This window comes from Citrobacter sp. R-1.5.2, assembly GCF_035064245.1.
Taxonomy (GTDB): Bacteria; Pseudomonadota; Gammaproteobacteria; order Enterobacterales; family Enterobacteriaceae; genus Citrobacter.
Window position 1 is genome coordinate 354,708 of sequence record NZ_JASEYC010000001.1, and the last position, 20,349, is coordinate 375,056.

22 protein-coding genes and 2 pseudogenes are annotated in these 20,349 nt (G+C 49.3%); 13 read left to right on the plus strand and 11 right to left on the minus strand.

Translation table 11 applies throughout. The features are described 5' to 3' along the window. Positions 1–136: 136 nt before the first annotated feature. From yeaR to QMN38_RS01690, 3 genes are all read left to right on the plus strand, one after another. The gene (gene yeaR, locus QMN38_RS01680) at positions 137–499 is read left to right on the plus strand and encodes a DUF1971 domain-containing protein YeaR (protein ID WP_045441926.1); all 363 of its coding nucleotides are present in this window, start codon (positions 137–139) and stop codon (positions 497–499) included. Between the two features lie 3 nt (positions 500–502). Beyond that, positions 503–685, plus strand: a complete 183-nt coding sequence (locus QMN38_RS01685) for a DUF1869 domain-containing protein (protein ID WP_003030733.1) — start codon at positions 503–505, stop codon at positions 683–685. 227 nt (positions 686–912) lie between these two features. After that, positions 913–1,557 (plus strand): hypothetical protein, encoded by a 645-nt coding sequence (locus QMN38_RS01690; RefSeq protein WP_271449131.1) that lies wholly within the window; start codon positions 913–915, stop codon positions 1,555–1,557. A gap of 55 nt (positions 1,558–1,612) precedes the next feature. On the opposite strand, the pseudogene fdhF reads toward QMN38_RS01690, so the two are convergent. Then, positions 1,613–3,760: pseudogene (gene fdhF, locus QMN38_RS01695) on the minus strand (formate dehydrogenase subunit alpha). Between the two features lie 360 nt (positions 3,761–4,120). Here fdhF and QMN38_RS01700 point away from each other — a divergent pair. After that, a complete protein-coding gene (locus QMN38_RS01700) occupies positions 4,121–4,369 on the plus strand; it encodes a GlsB/YeaQ/YmgE family stress response membrane protein (RefSeq protein WP_323604356.1) in 249 nt (82 codons plus the stop codon). Positions 4,370–4,418: 49 nt separating this feature from the next. Here the strand turns inward: QMN38_RS01700 and yoaJ are convergent, their stop codons facing one another. From yoaJ to QMN38_RS01715, 3 genes are read right to left on the minus strand one after another with little or no spacing between them, the layout of a single operon-like run. Continuing rightward, positions 4,419–4,493: a protein YoaJ gene (gene yoaJ / locus QMN38_RS01705; RefSeq protein WP_099530266.1), complete on the minus strand. Its 75-nt coding sequence runs from the start codon at positions 4,491–4,493 to the stop codon at positions 4,419–4,421. A 2-nt stretch (positions 4,494–4,495) separates the two neighbouring features. Continuing rightward, positions 4,496–4,594: a YoaK family small membrane protein gene (locus QMN38_RS01710; protein ID WP_086523648.1), complete on the minus strand. Its 99-nt coding sequence runs from the start codon at positions 4,592–4,594 to the stop codon at positions 4,496–4,498. Between the two features lie 47 nt (positions 4,595–4,641). Further along, entirely contained in the window at positions 4,642–5,667 is a 1,026-nt protein-coding gene (locus QMN38_RS01715) for a sensor domain-containing diguanylate cyclase (RefSeq protein ID WP_323604357.1), read from the minus strand. A gap of 186 nt (positions 5,668–5,853) precedes the next feature. Here QMN38_RS01715 and QMN38_RS01720 point away from each other — a divergent pair, with 186 nt between their 5' ends. Next, entirely contained in the window at positions 5,854–6,102 is a 249-nt protein-coding gene (locus QMN38_RS01720) for a putative hemolysin (protein WP_323604358.1), read from the plus strand. 7 nt (positions 6,103–6,109) lie between these two features. Here the strand turns inward: QMN38_RS01720 and QMN38_RS01725 are convergent, their stop codons facing one another. After that, positions 6,110–6,457, minus strand: coding sequence for a DUF488 domain-containing protein (locus tag QMN38_RS01725; protein ID WP_137382918.1), 348 nt, complete (start codon positions 6,455–6,457; stop codon positions 6,110–6,112). A 185-nt stretch (positions 6,458–6,642) separates the two neighbouring features. Between QMN38_RS01725 and QMN38_RS01730 the strand changes: the two genes are divergently transcribed. Next, positions 6,643–7,350, plus strand: coding sequence for a CTP synthase C-terminal region-related (seleno)protein (locus tag QMN38_RS01730; RefSeq protein WP_271441163.1), 708 nt, complete (start codon positions 6,643–6,645; stop codon positions 7,348–7,350). 36 nt (positions 7,351–7,386) lie between these two features. Here QMN38_RS01730 and QMN38_RS01735 read toward each other — a convergent pair whose 3' ends face one another. After that, positions 7,387–8,574, minus strand: a complete 1,188-nt coding sequence (locus tag QMN38_RS01735; protein ID WP_323604359.1) for a CynX/NimT family MFS transporter — start codon at positions 8,572–8,574, stop codon at positions 7,387–7,389. Between the two features lie 99 nt (positions 8,575–8,673). Between QMN38_RS01735 and QMN38_RS01740 the strand changes: the two are divergent. Continuing rightward, positions 8,674–9,466 (plus strand): annotated as a pseudogene (locus QMN38_RS01740) (AraC family transcriptional regulator); the annotation flags it as partial. Here QMN38_RS01740 and QMN38_RS01745 read toward each other — a convergent pair. The 3 genes from QMN38_RS01745 to dgcJ form a co-directional block, all read right to left on the minus strand. Beyond that, on the minus strand, positions 9,449–9,895 hold the full coding sequence (locus QMN38_RS01745) for a DUF441 domain-containing protein (RefSeq protein ID WP_271457385.1): 447 nt from the start codon (positions 9,893–9,895) through the stop codon (positions 9,449–9,451). The pseudogene QMN38_RS01740 and the gene QMN38_RS01745 overlap by 18 nt on opposite strands. Positions 9,896–10,034: 139 nt before the next feature. After that, complete coding sequence (locus tag QMN38_RS01750) at positions 10,035–10,538, minus strand: YbaK/prolyl-tRNA synthetase associated domain-containing protein (RefSeq protein WP_271441159.1); 504 nt, start codon at positions 10,536–10,538, stop codon at positions 10,035–10,037. Between the two features lie 44 nt (positions 10,539–10,582). Beyond that, entirely contained in the window at positions 10,583–12,073 is a 1,491-nt protein-coding gene (gene dgcJ / locus QMN38_RS01755) for a diguanylate cyclase DgcJ (RefSeq protein ID WP_323604361.1), read from the minus strand. 180 nt (positions 12,074–12,253) lie between these two features. On the opposite strand from dgcJ, the gene QMN38_RS01760 reads away from it, so the two are divergent. Together QMN38_RS01760 and QMN38_RS01765 are read left to right on the plus strand one after the other, a co-directional pair. After that, positions 12,254–13,024, plus strand: coding sequence for a class I SAM-dependent methyltransferase (locus QMN38_RS01760; RefSeq protein ID WP_323604362.1), 771 nt, complete (start codon positions 12,254–12,256; stop codon positions 13,022–13,024). Between the two features lie 13 nt (positions 13,025–13,037). After that, the gene (locus QMN38_RS01765) at positions 13,038–13,448 is read left to right on the plus strand and encodes a hemerythrin domain-containing protein (RefSeq protein WP_271449124.1); all 411 of its coding nucleotides are present in this window, start codon (positions 13,038–13,040) and stop codon (positions 13,446–13,448) included. Between the two features lie 91 nt (positions 13,449–13,539). Here QMN38_RS01765 and QMN38_RS01770 read toward each other — a convergent pair whose 3' ends face one another. Continuing rightward, the gene (locus QMN38_RS01770; RefSeq protein ID WP_137383441.1) at positions 13,540–14,823 is read right to left on the minus strand and encodes a YeaH/YhbH family protein; all 1,284 of its coding nucleotides are present in this window, start codon (positions 14,821–14,823) and stop codon (positions 13,540–13,542) included. 121 nt (positions 14,824–14,944) lie between these two features. Then, complete coding sequence (gene yeaG, locus QMN38_RS01775; protein ID WP_005120355.1) at positions 14,945–16,879, minus strand: protein kinase YeaG; 1,935 nt, start codon at positions 16,877–16,879, stop codon at positions 14,945–14,947. Between the two features lie 433 nt (positions 16,880–17,312). On the opposite strand from yeaG, the gene QMN38_RS01780 reads away from it, so the two are divergent. The 4 genes from QMN38_RS01780 (at position 17,313) to QMN38_RS01795 (ending at position 20,277) form a co-directional block, all read left to right on the plus strand. Further along, positions 17,313–18,059 (plus strand): MipA/OmpV family protein, encoded by a 747-nt coding sequence (locus QMN38_RS01780; protein ID WP_048212595.1) that lies wholly within the window; start codon positions 17,313–17,315, stop codon positions 18,057–18,059. 581 nt (positions 18,060–18,640) lie between these two features. Next, positions 18,641–18,883 (plus strand): hypothetical protein, encoded by a 243-nt coding sequence (locus QMN38_RS01785; RefSeq protein ID WP_323604363.1) that lies wholly within the window; start codon positions 18,641–18,643, stop codon positions 18,881–18,883. Between the two features lie 10 nt (positions 18,884–18,893). Further along, complete coding sequence (locus QMN38_RS01790) at positions 18,894–19,244, plus strand: hypothetical protein (RefSeq protein WP_271449122.1); 351 nt, start codon at positions 18,894–18,896, stop codon at positions 19,242–19,244. A 178-nt stretch (positions 19,245–19,422) separates the two neighbouring features. Further along, positions 19,423–20,277 (plus strand): aldo/keto reductase, encoded by an 855-nt coding sequence (locus tag QMN38_RS01795; protein ID WP_323604364.1) that lies wholly within the window; start codon positions 19,423–19,425, stop codon positions 20,275–20,277. Positions 20,278–20,349: the final 72 nt, after the last annotated feature.

A 20,349-nucleotide genomic window follows, 5' to 3' on the forward strand; every position in this document is an offset into this window, starting at 1 on the left:
AAGCTGTTCCTTTCATTGAAAGATGTGATGGTTATAACCAATAAATGGTATTTTAAATGTATATTTTGAGGCGTACCCTGTTTACAGCAGCGATTCAATAAGACTCGCTGGTTGTCGACTGGAAAAGGGAAGAAAAATGCTTCAAATTCCACAGAATCATATTCATACACGCTCAACGCCGTTCTGGAACAAAGAAACTGCACCTGCCGGAATTTTCGAACGCCACCTTGATAAGGGTACCCGTGCCGGGGTTTATCCTCGACTTTCTGTGATGCAGGGGGCGGTCAAATATCTCGGATTTGCAGATGAACACAGCCCGGAGCCTGAAGAGGTGATGATTATCGAAGCCGGTCAGTTCGGCGTTTTTCCACCGGAGAAATGGCATAACATCGAAGTGATGACCGACGACACCTACTTTAATATCGACTTTTTCGTGGCGCCCGAAGTGTTGATGGAGAGCGCAAATCAACGAAAAGTTGTGCGTACCGGCAAGGAGTAAATCATGGGTAAAGCAACCTACACCGTTACAGTCACCAATAACAGCAATGGCGTGTCTGTCGATTATGAAACTGAAGCACCGATGACGCTGTTGATTCCGGATGTGGCCGCTGAAGTGGTTAAAGACCTGGTCAATACGGTTCGTTCATACGATACCGAGAATGAGCACGAAGTCTGCGGCTGGTAGGGTTTCATCTCTGCTATTGCTTGATTGCATTCATTTTAAAATTAAAACCGCATCGCGCGTTGACGGCTCGATGCGGTTTTTTTTATTCATGATGCGTAGTTTGTGCGCTCATTTTCTGTAAAAAAGTTTTCTTAAGAAAACCTTAAGAAGATCGCATAGATTGCTAATGGCTTAAAATTCGCTGGGGTTATGATCGGCTGTCTTTCATTTAACAGAACATCGTGCTTATGAAACTTGATACCCGATTAACATTCCCAACACTCCTGCTGGGGCTGGTCACTGCGGTGATCCCGTTTACTGCCAACTTGAATCTCCCCTTGCTCAACGGCGGCGTCGTCAGATGGATTGAAAATGGTCAGGCGCTTTGGTTGTTTTTTGGTGCCATGTTTACTTTCTGCTACATCCGGCCTTTTTCGCGTCCTGATGGCGAGAAGCAATTTTGGCTGTGGGCCGCGCTGTGGTGGTTAGTTTTGCTGGGACGAAGCACCAGTTGGGGGCGCGATTATTTTCCCGATCAGCCCAGGTTGTTATTCAGGGCTATCTCTGTTGTATTAATCGCCATGATTATCTTGCCGGTAGTGATTTCAGCGAACCTGCGTCGGGAGATTGTCAATCGCTTGCGCAATGAGCCGCTACCGCTCTGGTTGTTGGCGATCACCAGCTGTGCATTTTTGATCTCCGACACGGTCGAGCACCATCGTCTGCTGGCTCCCGTCTTTCTTCACAACGCGCAGTATGGCGATCTGATTGAAGAACTGTACGAATTGCCGTTTATGGTTGGGCTATTTCTGATGAGTTTTAACTTTATGGCGCGGGATAAGCAGGCAGAAGATATGGCTATTCGGTTTAACGATCCGCAGTTGGCGAAGTAACGCAATGGCATTTGCCTGAGCCTGGAGGTACGACTCAGGCAAATGTGCAGGTTACTTACGCGATAGCCTCACACAGACGTGATTTCATCTCGCTGTAAGATTTCGCGGCATAGTTCTCCGCCCAACCTTGATCGGTGATGTGCTCAACATTGACGGCGCAATATTTGGTTTCCGGGGTTTTCGAGATGGGGTCCAGATTATCCTGGGTCAACTCATTACAGGCGCCAATCCACCATTGATAGGTCATGTACACGGTTCCGGGATTGATGCGTTCAGAGACATCAGCCCGACTGATAACCTTGCCACGACGCGAGCTCACCCAAACCAGATCGCGATGACGGATACCGAGAGTTTCCGCATCACGCGTACTGATCTGAACATAGCCCGGCTCATCGGCCAGGGCCTGCAATGCTGCGCAGTTACCGGTCATCGAGCGGCACGAATAGTGGCCGACTTCGCGCACAGTGCATAACACCATTGGGTACTTTTCATCAGGCACTTCTGCAGGAGCACGCCACTGTGCGGCAAACAATTTACCTTTGCCATTGGCGGTATCAAACTGGCTGTGTGCATACAGATACGGCGTGCCTGGATGATCAAGCTCCGGACATGGCCACTGAACATGGCCCATGTCACCCATTTTTTCGTATGTCACACCGTAGAAGAGCGGACATAGCTCGCGCATCTCATCCCAGATTTGCTGGTTATTTTGATACTGCATCGGATAGCCCATTGCGGTGGCCAACAGACTGATGATTTCCCAGTCGCGTTTGACATCCCCCGTAGGCTCAATCGCCTGTTCAAACCGCTGGAATCCGCGGTCGGCGCAGGTAAAGACGCCGCCATGTTCGCCCCACGATGTTGCGGGCAGGAGAACGTCGGCCATTTCTGCCGTCTTGGTCATGAAGATGTCTTGTACCACGATAAAATCGAGCGCGTTAAAGCCTTCACGGACCAGGCCCAGATCGGCCTCGGTTTGCAGCGGATCTTCACCCATGATGTAGTAGGCTTTGACTTTACCTTCGATGGCCAGATGGGGGACTTCGGTGATCCGGGTGCCGACCTTGTCATCCATCAGATTGACGTCAATACCCCAGGCGTTGGCAAACTTCTCTCTCACGGCGAAATCGGTAACGTCCTGATAGCCCGGGAACTGGTTCGGCAGTACGCCCATATCACACGCGCCCTGCACGTTATTTTGTCCGCGCACCGGGCCAACGCCGACATTAGGACGCCCCAGGTTTCCGGTCAGCAATGCCAGGCTCGACAGACCACGAACCACGTCAACCGCCTGGCCAAACTGGGTCACGCCCATTCCCCACATCACGGTCGCCGAGGGGGCGGAAGCGAAAGTACGCATCGCCTGACGAACCTGCTGTGCAGGCACACCCGTTAAATGTTCAACGGCTTCGGGCGCGTAATCCTTGACGGTTTACCAGTAAGTTTCGAGGCCTTCGGCATGTTTCTGCACATACTCGCGATCATAAAGCTGCTCTTCGATAAGCACATGGCCAAACGCGTTGACCAGCGCCATGTTACACCCGTTTTTCAACTGCAGATGCTGGTCTGCAATTCGGGCCGTTTCAATGCGGCGGGGATCGCAGACAATGATTTTTGCCCCGTTCTGGCGAGCTTTGATCACCCGGCGTGCCACAATCGGGTGGGAATCGGCGCAATTATAGCCAAAGATGAGCAGACATTTTGAGTTTTCAATATCGCTAATTGAGTTACTCATCGCACCATTTCCCAGCGTTTCCTGCAGCCCGGCGACGGATGGACCGTGGCAGACGCGGGCGCAGCAATCGACATTGTTGGTGTTGAGTACGCCACGTGCGAATTTTTGCATCACGTAGTTGGTCTCATTCCCGGTTCCACGAGATGAACCCGTCGTCATGATGGCGCGAGGACCATAGGCATTTTTGATCTCGGATAAGCGTTTTGCGGTGTAGCGGATGGCTTCATCCCAACTGACGGGAGTGAATTTCCCACCTTTTTCATAGCGGATCATTGGTCGGGTCAGACGGGGAGTCAAAAGGCGAGTGTCGTTCAGAAAGTCCCAGCCATAGTAGCCTTTCAGACATAGCTGGTTTTGGTTCGTTACACCCTCAGCGGCTTCAGCGCGGATGATTTTGTTATTTTCAACAACAAGCTTGAGCTTGCACCCGGCCCCACAGTATGGGCAAACACTGGTGATTTTTTTCATCAATAACAGACCTGTTAAATGCTGAAATAGCGCGAATTGTAGACGGAGTCTCGCGAGAGTTTTCGCGGACTACGATTTGTCGTAGCGACGGGCTGTTAAAGCATAAACTGTGCCAGAATTGAAAATTCAGCAATGGCGGGGAGCGAAAGCAAAAATAGCAGAATAATGACTGACGATTTGACACTAATGACGATAAACGTCAGTAAATATCACCGTTTTTGCGAGGTTTAACCTCATGAAACATCAGATAAAGATGAAAAATCAAAGTGACACTGATCACAAATTTTAATTTTTCGGCGCTATGCTATGCTTTTATACAACGAGTAAATCGTTCACGTAAAAACATAAGCGAGGAAAATAATGGGTATTGTTTCATGGGTGATTTTTGGTCTTATCGCGGGGATTTTGGCAAAATGGATCATGCCGGGGAAAGATGGCGGCGGTTTCTTTATGACCATTATCTTAGGGGTAGTTGGTGCCGTCGTGGGCGGGTGGATCAGTACATTCTTTGGATTTGGTAAAGTTGATGGTTTCAACTTCGGCAGCTTTGTCGTGGCAATTATTGGCGCGATTGTGGTGTTGTTTATCTACAGAAAAATCAAAAGCTAAGTAACGAAACAGACGATAAAGGCCACATTCTTGTGGCCTTTATTTTGGGTTACCACCAGCCCAGCTCCGTTCCCAGCACGACAATAATGGCCACGCCAATCATAATAAGCGTTGTTTTTTTCATCGTTATGCTCCTGGTGAGGCGTAGCCGCCAATAAAGAACCAGGACAGGAAAACGACAGCGGAAATGAAAATAATAACGGGAAAAATAATACCGAGTCGCATACGCTTATCTGCCAGAATAATTTAAAGACGATTAAGCATAACAGGGCTTAATGTACGACAAAAGCGGTTTTATCCTGACGTTTCTTATCCTGATACATCGCACTGTCTGCAAGATGAAGCGCACAGTTGACGTCTGTCTCCAGCGGGTCTATTTCCACAACGCCCAGACTGGCTCCCGGATAATACAAACAGATTCCACCCAGGTCATAGTCACCGCAAATGAGCTGCTGTAAGTGGTTTCTCACGCTTTGCAAACGAACACACGGCGACATTTCGTTTTCCACTGACAGGCTGGCGACTAAAAATTCATCACCGCCCAGACGACCAAGAATATCATTCTCACTGCATCCACGGCGTAAACGCTGGCCAATTTGGATCAAAAACTGGTCACCGACTTCGTGCCCAAAACGATCGTTGATCAGTTTGAAATCATCTAAATCAATATAGGCGACAATAATTTTGTGTCTGAGGTGGCGAGCCAGCGAAAAGAGGGTGTCGATATTTTCAAATATTGCCCGCCGGTTAGGTAACCCGGTCAGAACGTCAGTGTAGGAGTGGGCTATCAGCGCAGCATTTGCTTCACGTAACTGAGCAACCAAAGATTCTTTCTGAATAGACTGCGCAATCAGGCCCGCGAACAGATGCAATACCTGCTCACCTCGTTCGCTTAGCGGCTGTTGCTGACGACTGGTGGCGCAGAGGGTGCCATAGAACGTGCCATCGGGCAGGTGGACTGGAGTACTCAGAAAGGTTGTGATCTCCAGTGCGCGTGCGGCGCTACATTCTGGCCAACGCGCGGGAACGTTATCGCTATACAGACAGTTTGCGTCTATTGCGCGCTTGCAGAGAGTCTCATCCCACGGCACCGACAGCCCTTCGGGGATCTGCATTTGCTTACTATTACGCGCATACAGAATATGCTGCAGACGCGCATCTAAATCGACCTTAGTAAGGTAGGTCGACTCCATCTCAGTCACGACCTCCAGCATCTCCAGAAGTTGCCGAACCAGACTCTCAACAGACTGCTCCGTGGCTAATGATTTTGAGACTCGGGCGAGGATCATGTCTGACATGAGAGGCAAATACTCCAGAATGCTGATAAGTCCTGTATTGCCCGCATAATAGAACATCGGAGGGAAAGATGAAACACGCTATCCGGGTCAAAATGTAGACATGGGATTGAAACTCGTCAGTAAAACATGGAGATAGGTGGGGAGTCGGGGTACTCTTCCAGTGTAACGTTTTTAACAGGAGTGAATATGAAACTGGCCTCTATCGTTGTGCCCGGCATTTTGGTGCTGGCGGGGTGTTCCACATCACCTGAAGCACCCGTACCACCGAAAATTGGCATGGCGAACCCGGCATCCGTATATTGTGAGCAAAAGGGCGGCGTGCTGATCGCGGTGCAGACACCGCAAGGCGTAAGGTCGGATTGCAAGCTACCCGGTGGCGAAGTTATTGATGAATGGGCGCTTTGGCGCAGAGATCATCCGGCAACGGACAAATAGCCCGCTGTCACAATTGACGTAACCACTCAGCCAGAACCTGCGCATGGTTTTGCTGCGTATCCTTCGCCGCATACAGCAGCGTTAACGGCTGTTGCCGGGCAATGTCCGCGAGTCGCTTGCCTTCCTGCTGTTGTAGGGCAAGTTCTGCGCGGTATTGCTCGGAGAAATGGGCAAAATCGATAACATCAGCGTGGAATGCCTTACGTAAATCAGGCGAGGGCGTCAGCGCTTTATCCCACTCATTGAAAACAAGATCGGTTTTTTTCACCCCGCGTGGCCACAGCCTGTCGACCAGAACACGATAGCCATCACTTTTTTCTGCCGGGTCATACACGCGTTTACACTGAATATTCATCTCTTAATCCGCTCCGTTAAGCCACTGAACTCGTCTTCATTACGGTTAAATAAGATCGTAAAACGTGACCATTATAGCATTTTGGCCATATAGACTCTCAATTTAAGGGATTGTGATAACAACAAAAAATCGGTAGGCTGAGGCTCCTTATGTTGTCCCTCATTGTCTGGACATAAGGAAAGTTAATGGAAATTTCCCCTGTTAAAGATACGCTTCGCATTGCGCTGGTGGGCGATTACAGCCCCGATATTGTGGCGCACCAGGCTATTCCCCTTGCCATCGATGATGCTGCCGCCGTTCTGGAATTAGTGGCTGATTATGACTGGCTCACCACATCTGATATTAGCAGTGGTGAAGATTTAGTCGGCTATGATGCCATCTGGGTGGTCCCCGGCAGTCCTTACCAGCATCCGGAAGGCGCGCTGACGGCAATACGTTACGCACGCGAAAACAGTATTCCATTTTTGGGCACTTGTGGCGGCTTTCAGCATGCCATTCTTGAGTATGCTCGCAATGTGCTGGGCTGGCGTGATGCCGCGCATGCGGAAACAGAGACCACGGGTCGTATGGTGATTGCACCGCTGACCTGCTCGTTGGTCGAAAAGACGGATGATATTGAACTGCGTGCGAATACGCTGATCGCCAGAGCCTACGGACGGGATGTCATTACAGAGGGGTATCACTGTAACTATGGCGTGTCGGAAGGTTTTGCCGCTGAGCTTGAAAGCGGCGATCTGCGAGTGACGGGCTGGGATGACGCGGGTGACGTTCGCGCGATTGAACTGGTGACACATCCGTTTTATGTCGGGACGCTTTTTCAGCACGAACGAGGGGCGCTTGCAGGAAAGCCTGTGCCCCTCGTCCAGGCACTGCTGCGCGCGGCCAGAGGATAACAACTGGGCAGGTTGGTTTTTTGCCTGCCCGGTGTATTACGCGCTGGCGATCTCTTTCTCGCGTCCTGCACAGACGCCAAACACGGCCATGATGAGAGCGAGCAGCGCGACGCCAACCAGCGGGAGCTGCCAGCTATCGTTAAGATCGTGAATTTTCCCCATCATCGGCGGCCCACACGCGGCCAGTAAATACCCGACAGATTGCGCCATGCCTGATAGTGCGGCGGCCTGATGCGCTGAGCTTGCACGTAGCCCGATAAAGGTGAGGCCGAGGATCATCGTGGCACCGGAGCCAAAGCCAAACAGCACGGTCCACAGGGCCGCCTGCTCGGGCATAACGGCAAACCCTGCAGCACCAATAGCGCACATTAACGAGACCAGTGCGGCGATAGTACGCTGATCTTTAAACCGATACAGAACGAGGGGGATCAGTAGCCCAGGCGCTGCGGTCGCCAGTTGTAGCAAACCATGCAGCGACCCCGCCTGTGCTTCACTGTAGCCGTGACTGATCATAATGGCGGGTAGCCAGCCGATAATGACGTAATAAATAAGCGAGTTGATGCCCAAAAACAGCGTGACCTGCCAGGCGAGACTGGAGCGCCAGATTGCGCGGGAGTGTAACGCTCGCGAATTGCTGAGGCTGGCATTGGCCGTCTGGCGCCACTGAGGTAACCAGATCAATAACGCCAGCAGCGGAAAGACCATTAACATCATCAGTGCGCCGCGCCAGCCAAAGCCATGTAACGCCAGCGGCACGACCATTGCCGACCCCAGCGCTGCCGCAGCACCCATCGTTAACGAATACGCCCCGGTGAGCTTTGCCACATGCTGTGAAAAATCACGCTTAATGAGGCCCGGCAAAAGGACATTTCCCAGTGCTATGCCACAGCCAATAACTGCCGTCCCGCCAAATAGGGCTCCGGATGAAGGGAGTGAACGTATAGCAATACCCATACAGATCAGCAGCATGGCGGCTAACAGACTGCGCTCAATACCCCAACGGCGAGCGACGGTTGCCGCCAGAGGCGACACCAGCGCAAAAGCAAGCAGTGGTAGCGTGGTCAGGAGTCCCGTCTGGGCGGTGGTCAGACCGTAGTCAGTGCGAATCGCGTCCAGTAAAGGGGCTGCGCCGGTAAACGTAACGCGTAGTGTGGTCGCGATCATCAGGATACCCGCAATTAACAGCGCACCGTTTTTACCGCGGGAAGAAGGGGAGTTAGTCATTTTTTTCTCATATCGTCAGGCGAGGCGTTACCTTAGCGTTTTTACTCTGTGGATGAATCAAGCTAAAATGACAGTTTATCGCTAAAATCGGACATTCTTATGTTTGGACTGAGGCTGGACGGGTATCAACCCGATCTTTACCACGATGCCGCCGTGGCTTTTTGTATTCAGGCTCAGGAAGACGAACTTTTCAGCCCACTGCATCAACACCGCAAAGGCCAGTTAATTCTGGCGTTGCATGGCGCAATTACTTGCGAAGTTGAGAACGCCATGTGGATGGTGCCACCGCAATATGCGGTGTGGATACCAGGTGAAATTCCGCACAGCAACCACGTTACCGTTGGCGCGCAATTGTGCTTTTTATTCATTGAACCTTATGCAGTAGTGATGCCGGATCGCTGTTGTACGCTGAAAATAACGCCATTATGCCGGGAACTTATTCTTGCGCTGGCGAGCAAAACGGATGCCCAGCTCTGTGAACCTGCTACCCAGCGGTTAACGCAGGTGTTGTTTGACGAACTACCGCAACAGCCACAGGAGCAAATGCAGTTACCGGTATCCGATCACCCGAAAATTCGCAAGATGGTGGCGACGATGGCGCGGGAGCCTGCGCAATGGCAAACACTGGGGCAGTGGGCCAATGTGTTTGCCATGAGTGAGCGTAATCTTGCCCGTCTGGTCGTCAAAGAAACGGGGCTCAGTTTTCGCCGTTGGCGTCATCAGTTGCAACTGATCCTGGCGCTGCAGGCACTGATCGATGGGCACAATGTACAGCAGGTCGCACAAATGCTCGGTTACGATTCAACGACCGCGTTTATCACCATGTTCAAGAAAGGCCTGGGTCAAACACCCGGTCGCTATCTGGCAGGGTTGACTACTGCTTCCCAACAATCAGCGACACCAGACCGGCCGCAATAAGCGGACCCACCGGCACGCCGCGAAAGAGGGCAACGCCCAATACTGTGCCCACCAGTAAACCGGCGACGAGTTGAGGTTGGCTACCCATCAGCGTGACGCCGCGCCCGCCAAGCCAGGAGACAACAACGCCGATGGCGATAGCGACCAGCGACTTCCAGTTTAAAAAGGAGTGAATAAGCGTGGAGGGGGGCAGCGTCCCGCTGGCGATGGGCGCCATGACGCCGATCGTCAGAATAATAATCCCAACGGTAAGCCCCTGCTTTTCAATCCATGGGAAGAATGTATTCAGCGGAGTAACACGGACGATTATCAGCACCAGAATTGAAACGGCGACAGTGGTGTTGTGGCTGACAAAGCCCAGAGCTGCCAGTCCAAGCAGGATCAGCAGTGTGACATCAAACATCGTAGTTTCCTTGCCAAAAGAAAAAATAAGCCTGCTTACTGTACGCGTAAATGCGTGACGGAACAGGCTTTTTTATTGATTATTATTATTTTTGGGCGAACGCATAATATCGCGTTTTGATACTGATGTTACGGGCTTGCTATTGTGCGCGATGGAATGGAATTAATTCAGGTTGTGCAATGCGCAAATAATCCTGGGTGTCCATGATCACGGATTTTTCCAGCAGTCCGGCATTGAACGCAATTTCAGTAAAGCGCTCAAACAACAGCGGATCGGCAACCAGCTTGAGTTTTGGATGGAAACTAAACGGTGGGATAGCGCCAAACACGCAGCCGGTCAGTTCATCCACTTCCGCCGGGCTGGCAAGTGATGCGCGTAAACCGCCGATATGTCCGGCAAGCTGGTTCAGATCAGCCTGTTGGTCAGCCGGGAGAATGGCCAGCACATGCTGATTAACGCCGTTGCCTTTTACTTTACAGACGAGGGCTTTTGCCCCCTGACCCAGCGCTGTACCGCGAATTTCCGAGACAGCTTCACATTTGCCAACGGCCTCATGGCTGAGTACACGATACGTTGCGCCTTGTTCTGACAACAGCGAAATTAAACGTTGGTGCGTCACGTTGCCTTTATTTACATCTGTCATTTCTTACTCCTGGTACTACGATGAACATCCTGACGAATACAGTATCACTCACGGTGGTGTTTTTTCTGTTTGTTCAGATAGAGCTGTACATCTGATGCCTTATAAGCGTCATCAATGGTGTCGTTTGGCTGCATGTTATAAATCCCCGCGGAAAAACTGACGGAGGTATCCGGAGCAATAGTGTGTAAGTTATCGCGAATACGATCCAGTAGTTGGGGGGTAAGTTCAGGGGCATAATCGACAAGGATAATACAAAACTCATCTCCGCCAAGACGGATGGCATAGTCACTTTTGCGAATAGAGGCCTGAATAGCTTTGGCCAGAATGGTGATAATGCGGTCGCCTTCCTGGTGCCCGAGCGTGTCATTAATTGTCTTTAGTTTATCGCAATCAATAGCAATAAAAGTTACGCAGGTTCCGGCGTTGACCAGCTGCTGCAAACGCTGCTCTAGCGTGGGCGTTAATATTTTACGGTTATAAAGCCCGGTCATCGCATCACTGATATTTTCGCGTGTGACGTTGTGATACAAACGAAAATGCATTCTGACCATGTTCAGCAGCAGTGCCGTTGCCAGTAAATAGAAGGCAAATATCTTCCAGGAAGCAACAATAAAATACATAAAATCAAGCGATAATGTGATGCGCATTCCGCCTGGGATGTCATTAATATAATGAACATACTGAAACAAGTCGCTCTCGCTTTGGTGAATGATAATCTCTTCACCTGAGTTGATATCAGATAAAGTCACATTGAGATAGCGCCAGACGAGGGGACGGTCGTTGGTATAGAATATGTTCTTTAAATTGTCTTTGTTAACATCCACCATGACAACGCCTTTTAGCTTGCCGGTATAGTAGACCGGGGTCAAAAAGCTCATCACTTTCTCCTGGGTGAGATCGTCCTGATAAATACTGGAAATGACGGTTCGGCCAGTAAAAATATCATCAATATCGCTCTGGTTAATTCCCAGTGTACCTTTCTGTAAAAAAGACCAGTGATTCATGGCAAATTGATATGAATTTACCAGGTTATAGAAATAGATGTAGTCGTTTTTCAGGTCAATGTAATAGCGAAACTTGTATTCCATGGTGCCTAATCCCTGACCATAATCTACCCGTTCACGATTTGCGTTTACGGCCTGATCGAAGGCGGGGAGTAGAAAAATATCGTCAAGTTGTTCAATACAACTCGGCGAGTGGGTCTGTAACGTGCCGCGTAACGGAAGATAATCATGGGCAGTGAGATTGAATCCATGTATGCCGTTGACGGTTTCAAAAGCGGTGCACAGCGCTTTTCGTTGTTCAACTGTGATGGGCTTTTTCGGGGATGAAAATTGGCGCATCATATGGGCGGCAATGCTCTGATTGGTATATTTATCATAGAGAAAGGATGAATCTGCTTTCTCTATGATGTAGCGCATATACGCGCTCATTGCCCGATCGCTGGCAACAAGTTCATAAACCAAAAAAGAAGATGTCAAAACAATAACGCTTACGGAGATAAAGTGCCGGAGCGCTTTATGATGCAATTTCATAATGATTTACAACCCTGTAAGTCAGATACATCAGTCTATCACACGGTATACATCCACTCTAACAGTACGGAAAATCCTGCAGGATTGCGCATTATTTGTAATAAAAAATCATTCGTGCTCTTCACCTTTAACCTCTATTGTTGTATTTATAATGCAACTTATAAAAAAGGAGACCGGCGAATGAGCGCGACTGAAAAAGCGGGCCATACATTTTTAGCCAGCCTGGGAAAAACCCGCCTGCGCCCAGGTGGGGTTGAAGCGACAGAATGGTTGTTCCGGCAGTCCCAACTGACGCCTGGCAGCCAGGTCCTTGAAGTTGCCTGCAATATGGCTACAACGGCCATCGAGCTGGTACTGCGCTTTGGATGTACGGTCTATGCCATTGATATGGATAAAAATGCGCTGAACAAGGCCAGAAGTAATGTGGCGCACAACGGACTGGAAAATCACATTCATGTCATGGCGGCAAACGCCAATACTCTGCCTTTTGCGGATAACAGCTTCGACGTCGTGATTAACGAAGCCATGCTGACAATGTATGCAGACAAAGCTAAAGCGAAACTGATTGCGGAATATCATCGGGTGCTGAAACCCGGTGGACGTTTGTTGACCCACGACATTATGTTCACAGCGCAAAAAATGGAAGAAGGCGACCAATATCAGTTGGTTCAGGTGGTGAAATCAAACGTCAGTCCGCTGACCAAACAAGGATGGAGTGACCTGTTGATGAGTGCGGGGTTTGAACAGGTCCTGCAACAGAATGGCAAAATGTCGTTGATGTCACCGCGCGGATTAATTCGCGACGAAGGAGTAAAGGGTGCAATTAAAATTGCGTTTAACGGTATGCGGACGTACGAAAATCGTCGCCGATTCTTGAAAATGTTTCGTTTCTTCCACTCGCAACGTCACCAACTAAACTACATTGCCTGCTGTTCCATCAAAGGAAAATAAAAAGGATAAACGGATGAATATTGATAAAATGAAAAGTCAGCATGTTGATATACTGGAAAAAATATCATTCTTGCGTAAGTTAAGCCTCGCTGGCGTCTCAGCCAATGCTCAGGAAATCGCTACTGCGATTGTGAGCATGAGCGCGATCATTAAAACGCATTTATCTGCTGAAGATCAGTTCCTTTATCCGCATATTGAGCAAGATGGTAATAACGTACTTCGGCAAGTTAGCACACAATTTAAGCGTGAAATGGCGGACATCGTTAGTGAATATGAGGTTTTCTCCCGCCGCTGGAATATTGCCAGTAAGTTGATGGGCAACGATGACGCGTTCAGACGTGATGCCAACATTGTTTTGCGTAAAGTGTATGAGCGTATGCAACGGGAAAATAAAGACTTCTATCCGCTGGTGGAGAGAATGTAGCGCCATTTTACGCATGAACGGAACGCACCGCACCCGGCAAGAAAAAATCAGCCAGAGATGAAAACTGGCTGATTTTTTACGTTACTAAGCGCTAACTATTGCTGGTAGCACTTTGCTTATGGAACAGCTCGCGGAAAACCGGATAAATATCATCCTGGTCGCGGATATGCTGCATCGCAAAGTTATCAAAGGTAGATTGCAGATGCTCATACTCACGCCACAGGGTCTGGTGTGCACGTCGGGTGATTTCAATATAGCTATAATATCGCACCACCGGCAGCAGCTTTTTCGCCAAAATTTCATGACACAGTGGTGAGTCATCCGCCCAGTTATCGCCATCCGATGCCTGAGCGGCATAGATATTCCACTGGGCAGGGTTGTAGCGATCTTTTACCACTTCATCCATTAACTTCAGGGCGCTGGAAACGATGGTTCCCCCCGTTTCCTGAGAGTAGAAGAACTCGTGTTCATCAACCTCTTTTGCCTGAGTATGATGGCGAATATAGACAACCTCCACATTTTTGTAAGTGCGGCTTAAGAACAGATACAGCAGGATATAAAACCGTTTTGCCATATCTTTAGTCGACTGGTCCATTGAGCCAGAGACATCCATCAGGCAGAACATCACGGCCTGGCTGGAAGGATCGGGTCGTTTCTCATAATTCTTGTAGCGCAAATCAAAGGTATCAATAAACGGTACGCGCTCAATTTTTGCCCGTAATTCAGCAATTTCTTTGCGTAATCGCTCTTCTTCCAGCAACTGCGCGGGTTCACTTTTGGCGATGGTTTCCAGATCGGCCTCAAGCGCATGCAGCTCACGACGTTTACCCGCCGTCATTGCTGTGCGGCGCGCCAGTGAGTTTTGCAAGGAGCGCACCACGCTGATGTTGGCGGGCACACCGTTGGAGGTAAATCCTGCACGGTGCGTTTTAAACTCCGTTAACTGACGCTGCTGATTCTGCTTCAGGTTAGGGAGCGCTAAATCTTCGAACAGCAGATCAAGATATTCATCTTTAGATATCTGAAAGACGAACTCATCCTGACCCTCTCCATCCTGACTGGCCTGGCCTTGTCCGCTTCCTGAACCACCGCCGCCCCCCTGCGGACGTTCGATACGGTCATTCTGTACAAAATGATCGTTACCCGGATGCACGCGATGACGCAGGCCACCACGCCCCTGATGAAACATCGGTTCGCTAATATCATCGGTCGGAATAGAGACAGATTCGCCGCTATCTACGTCGGTCACCGAACGCTTGTTAATGGCCTCGGAGATCGACTGTTTAATTTGCGATTTATAACGGCGCAAGAAGCGTTGGCGGTTTACCGTGCTCTTGTTCTTGCCGTTAAGACGCCGGTCAATAAACCAGGTCATATGCCCCCCGTACTGCCAACTGTTCGCCATGTCTGTAAGTGCCGGATGGCGCTGGCGCTATCCGGCCTACGGAACATTATTTTGCAAGCCCGGTAAGCGCATGCGCCACCGGGCACTGATGTTAAGACGATTTCCGTACGCGCAAATACCATTCGCACAGTAAACGTACCTGTTTACGCGTATAGCCTTTTTCCATCATACGGTCGACAAAATCGTCGTGCTTTTTCTGCTCGTCAGTCGAGGTTTTAGCGTTAAACGAAATGACCGGCAGCAACTCTTCGGTATTCGAGAACATTTTCTTCTCAATAACCGTGCGCAGTTTTTCGTAACTGGTCCAGTTTGGATTGCGACCGCTGTTGTTTGCTCTGGCACGCAGAACAAAGTTGACGATCTCGTTACGGAAGTCTTTCGGGTTACTGATACCCGCCGGTTTCTCAATTTTCTCCAGTTCGGAGTTCAGTGACTCGCGATCGAACAGCTGACCGGTATCCGGGTCGCGGTACTCCTGATCCTGAATCCAAAAATCCGCATAGGTAACATAACGATCGAAAATGTTCTGTCCATACTCTGAATAGGACTCAAGGTAAGCCGTCTGGATCTCTTTACCAATAAACTCGGCGTATTTCGGGATCAAATAGCCCTTCAGGAACTCAAGGTAACGTTCAGCCTGCTCCTGCGGGAATTGCTCACGCTCGATTTGCTGCTCAAGCACATAGAACAGATGCACTGGGTTTGCTGCGACTTCGGCATGGTCAAAGTTGAACACGCGGGAGAGGATCTTAAACGCGAAACGCGTGGACAGACCGTTCATCCCCTCATCAACTCCGGCGTAATCCCGGTACTCCTGATACGATTTTGCTTTAGGATCGGTATCCTTCAGGCTTTCACCGTCATAAACGCGCATCTTCGAATATATGCTCGAGTTTTCAGGTTCTTTCAGACGCGAGAGAATAGTGAAGCGAGAGAGTGTTTCCAGCGTGCCCGGTGCACAAGGTGCATGGGTCAACTCACTGTGGTTAAGCAGTTTTTCGTAGATCTTGATCTCTTCAGATATACGTAAGCAATACGGGACCTTCACGATGTATACACGGTCGAGGAAGGCTTCGTTGTTTTTGTTGTTGCGGAACGTCACCCATTCAGATTCGTTCGAGTGGGCGAGAATAATGCCGTTAAACGGCAGGGCAGAGATACCTTCTGTCCCGTTGTAGTTTCCTTCCTGGGTAGCAGTCAGCAGAGGATGCAGCACTTTAATCGGTGCTTTAAACATCTCTACGAATTCCATAATCCCCTGGTTGGAGCGGCACAACGCACCTGAGTAGCCGTAGGCATCAGGATCGTTCTGCGCATGGTGTTCGAGTTTACGAATATCCACTTTCCCGACCAGAGCGGAAATGTCCTGGTTGTTTTCATCACCAGGCTCGGTTTTAGCGATGGCGATTTGCTCCAGAATAGACGGCCAGACTTTGACGACACGGAATTTAGTGATGTCCCCGCCGAAATCATGCAAACGCTTCGCAGCCCACGGCGACATGATCGTACCGAGATAGCGACGCGGGACCCCATACTCTTTCTCCAGGATCTGTGCATCTTCCTGCGGATTAAACAGGCATAACGGATGATCGTTAACCGGGCTACGTTCACCATTGGCGCTGAGGACATAAATGGGCACCCTTTGCATCAGCGACTTCAGTCGCTCTGCAAGCGATGATTTCCCCCCTCCCACCGGCCCCAGCAGATACAGGATCTGCTTCTTCTCTTCCAGCCCCTGAGCCGCATGCTTCAGATAAGAAACAATCTGTTCAATTGCGTCTTCCATGCCGTAAAACTCTTCAAAAGCGGGATAACGTGCAATCACCCGATTCGAAAAGAGTCGAGAAAGTCGAGGTTCGTGGGCAGTGTCAACCATGACAGGCTCACCAATAGCCATTAATAGCCGCTCTGCCGCGTTGGCATAAGCACTGCGATCTTGCCGACAAGTGGTAAGAAACTCCTGCAGCGTGAACTCTTCGTCCTTGGCAGCTTCATAACGCTGGCGATAGTGATCGAATATATTCATGGTATGCCGTCCTTTCGTTTTTTAGCACATGTTAAGAGCCGTTCATATGAATAGTAGAGGCCCCTGAAGAGGTAAACTGAACGACGTCGCTGCTGAAAAAATAAGCAACTCTCATGCCATTTCGATGGTCAGGAGATCAACGTATTCGGTGATACACCTTCTAAATTTAAGCGTAGATGGCATTTGCAAAACTTGCCTGCACGCGCAAATGAATTTCAATGGCATATCAATAACTCATCAGCAAAAAAAGCACATGTTATGTAAAGAAATGGGGCTGAATTCATGTGCTGTTCACCGTACTGCAAGCAAAATGTCATCACTCGTTGAGAAATTAGGGGGTTACATTGGGCAGGTAATACGTAAAATAGTTGGGCTGAAGCGTATTGGCGGTTACACTTTCGTCGCTAAACATTTGAATAAGGAATTATGGATTGTGACCAAACTCAAACTTCTGGCACTTGGCGTGCTTATTGCCACATCCGCGAGCGTCGCGCAAGCAGAAAGCAACCTGACGCTGGGCGCAGGCGTTGGTGTGGTTGAACACCCTTACAAAAACTACGATAGTGACGTTTACCCGGTCCCTGTTGTGACCTATGAAAGCGACAACTTCTGGTTCCGTGGTCTGGGCGGCGGTTACTACCTGTGGAATGACAATACAGATAAATTATCTGTGATGGCGTACTGGTCGCCACTGTACTTCAAGCCGGGCGACAGCGACGATAGCCGTCTGCGCAATCTTGATAAACGTAAGAGCACCATGATGGCCGGGCTTTCTTACGTGCATAACACGCAATATGGTTTCCTGCGTACCAGCCTCGCGGGAGACGCACTGGATAACAGTAATGGTATCGTATGGGATCTGGCATGGCTGTACCGTTATACCAACGGAGGCCTGACGCTGACACCGGGGATTGGTGTTGAGTGGAACAGCGAAAACCAGAACCAGTACTACTATGGTGTATCGCGCCACGAATCGTCTCGCAGTGGTTTACGCAGCTACGATCCTGAAAGCAGCTGGAACCCGTACCTTGAACTCAGCGCCAACTATAATTTCTTAGGCGACTGGAGCGTGTACGGCACTGCGCGTTACACCCGTTTGTCTGATGAAGTGACAGACAGCCCGATGGTAGACAAATCCTGGACGGGTCTGATCTCAACGGGTATCACCTATAAGTTCTGATGCATTTCCAATGCTGAACATGAGCCCGCGTTATGCGGGCTTTTTTATGCCTGACGGGAATGAATGTTGATCTAAAGCATGAGAATTCACGATTTCTGCTGATTCTGCCTTATGCGCTGCTGTAACGAATAATTAACGTGTTTTACCTGGTGTAGTTACCAAAAAGGAACGTATTATTTAATTAGTTTGATATCGATTTTCTTCCAGAGTAAGAAATACAGGTGTCCCAGAACCCATCATCGTTAGCGACTAACAAAATCTACTGCGGCAATATATTGAAAATGCACTGTTTTGTTATGACGCCTGGACCTCAATTAACCTTGCAAGGGGTGTTGCAAATATCTGACAATTATTTTGAGCGTCTAACTTAACCATGAAAGTCATCTTTCATGTGAAAAGTAAAAATCAAAGCGTTTAATTTTTATTTTACATTCTTTAGGTAATTATCTGAAAAAATTAAAATTGACATTAAATATTCTATTGCAGATATTACTCAAACTTAAAAAGTAGCGAGAGTAATTCTTCCTTGCAGAAATATAATCTGCGATGAAGGTTTTTTGAGAATAAACCTGGTATAGATAATGAAAAAGTTAATCACGATAGCTGTGATGGGCGGGGTTCTGGCGGGTTGTTCTACCGAGGCCTCTCGCATGAATGACTGTGAGAACAAGGGCGTCAGTCGGGACGCATGCTACGTTGCTGAGCAGAATCGTCAGGCTACAATTAATGCTGCAGCGGAAAAACAGGCTATGGAAAATGCACAGAGCCTGTACAGCACAAATGATGGTAACTCCAGTCATCATCATAATCACAATAAATATTAAGGTTTTCCTCATGAGAAAATTAATTATTATCGCTGCGCTGGTGGCATCAACTGTTGCACCTGCTCATGCTATTAGCGAGGCTTACCGCCGCCAGTTACAACATGATCATAAAACCATGGTTAGCGAAGCGAATGCTCCGGTTAACGCCAGTACGGTAAAACCCATACATGTAAAGAAACTGGGAGTTGATTTTAAACGTGGCACCGATGGCATTGCCTATATTAATGGTAGCCCGGCAGCAAATGATGAAAATAATGCAGATGCGCAAACCTACAGTGCAGGCTTGATTTCGGTTATTGTATATAAGAATGGAAAAATAAACGCCATGCAAGAAGGTAAATATTTAGGCCGTTTAAAATAATCTCTGCACAACTAACAAGTTATCTGTCTAAGCCCGGGAATAAATACTGTTCCCGGGTTTTTTATTGCATCTGATTAACGACGAACCCTCCAAACGAAGATGGTGCAATTTGTGCACCATCACAGGACACATCACCCGTGTTTTGCTTTACTGTGGTGCATGTACTCGGGGGGGAACTATGACAGTAAAACAGGTGATGTTTACCGAGCAGGTTTCACTTCCTGCTATAGGGCAGGGAACATGGAACATGGGGGAGAGGCCGCACTGTCGCTGTGATGAAGTCTCGGCGTTGCAGGCTGGCCTGGATCTGGGGCTGCGCCTGATTGATACGGCTGAAATGTATGCTGATGGTGCAGCAGAAGAGATTGTTGGCGAAGCATTAGCGGGACGGCGCGATGGTGCATTTTTGGTTTCAAAAGTTTATCCATGGAATGCTGGTGGCCAGAAAGCGATTGCTGCCTGTGAAGGCAGTCTGCGCCGGCTGAAAACCGACTATCTGGATCTCTATTTGCTGCACTGGACGGGTGACTTTACTTATGAAGAAACCGTCAGCGCCATGGAAAAACTCATCGCTCAGGGGAAAATTCGTCGATGGGGTGTTTCAAATCTTGATTATGACGAGATGCAGGCGCTATGGCAGGTTGCGGGTGGACGGCAATGCGCCACTAACCAGGTGCTATATCATTTAGCGTCGCGCGGCATTGAATATGACCTGCTGCCATGGTGTCAGCAACAGCGGATGCCGGTTATGGCCTATAGTCCGTTGGCACAGGCAGGACGGTTGCGCAGTGGTCTGTTCACTCATTCGGTGATTAACGACATAGCACGTGCACATGATGCCAGTGCCGCCCAGATCCTGCTGGCATGGGTTATTCGTCAACCGGGCGTGATCGCGATTCCAAAAGCGGCGAGTGTGGCGCATGTCGAACAGAATGCGGCTGCGTTAGAGATAACGCTTTCTACTGATGAGTTAAGGTTATTAGATAAGGCATGGCCTGCCCCAGCAGGCAAAACAGCGCTGGATATGGCCTGATAGCGATGTTTACTTTTCTTATCCGGCCTATGCAATGCGTCAGCAGGCCGGATAAGTCGCCATCAGGTAACA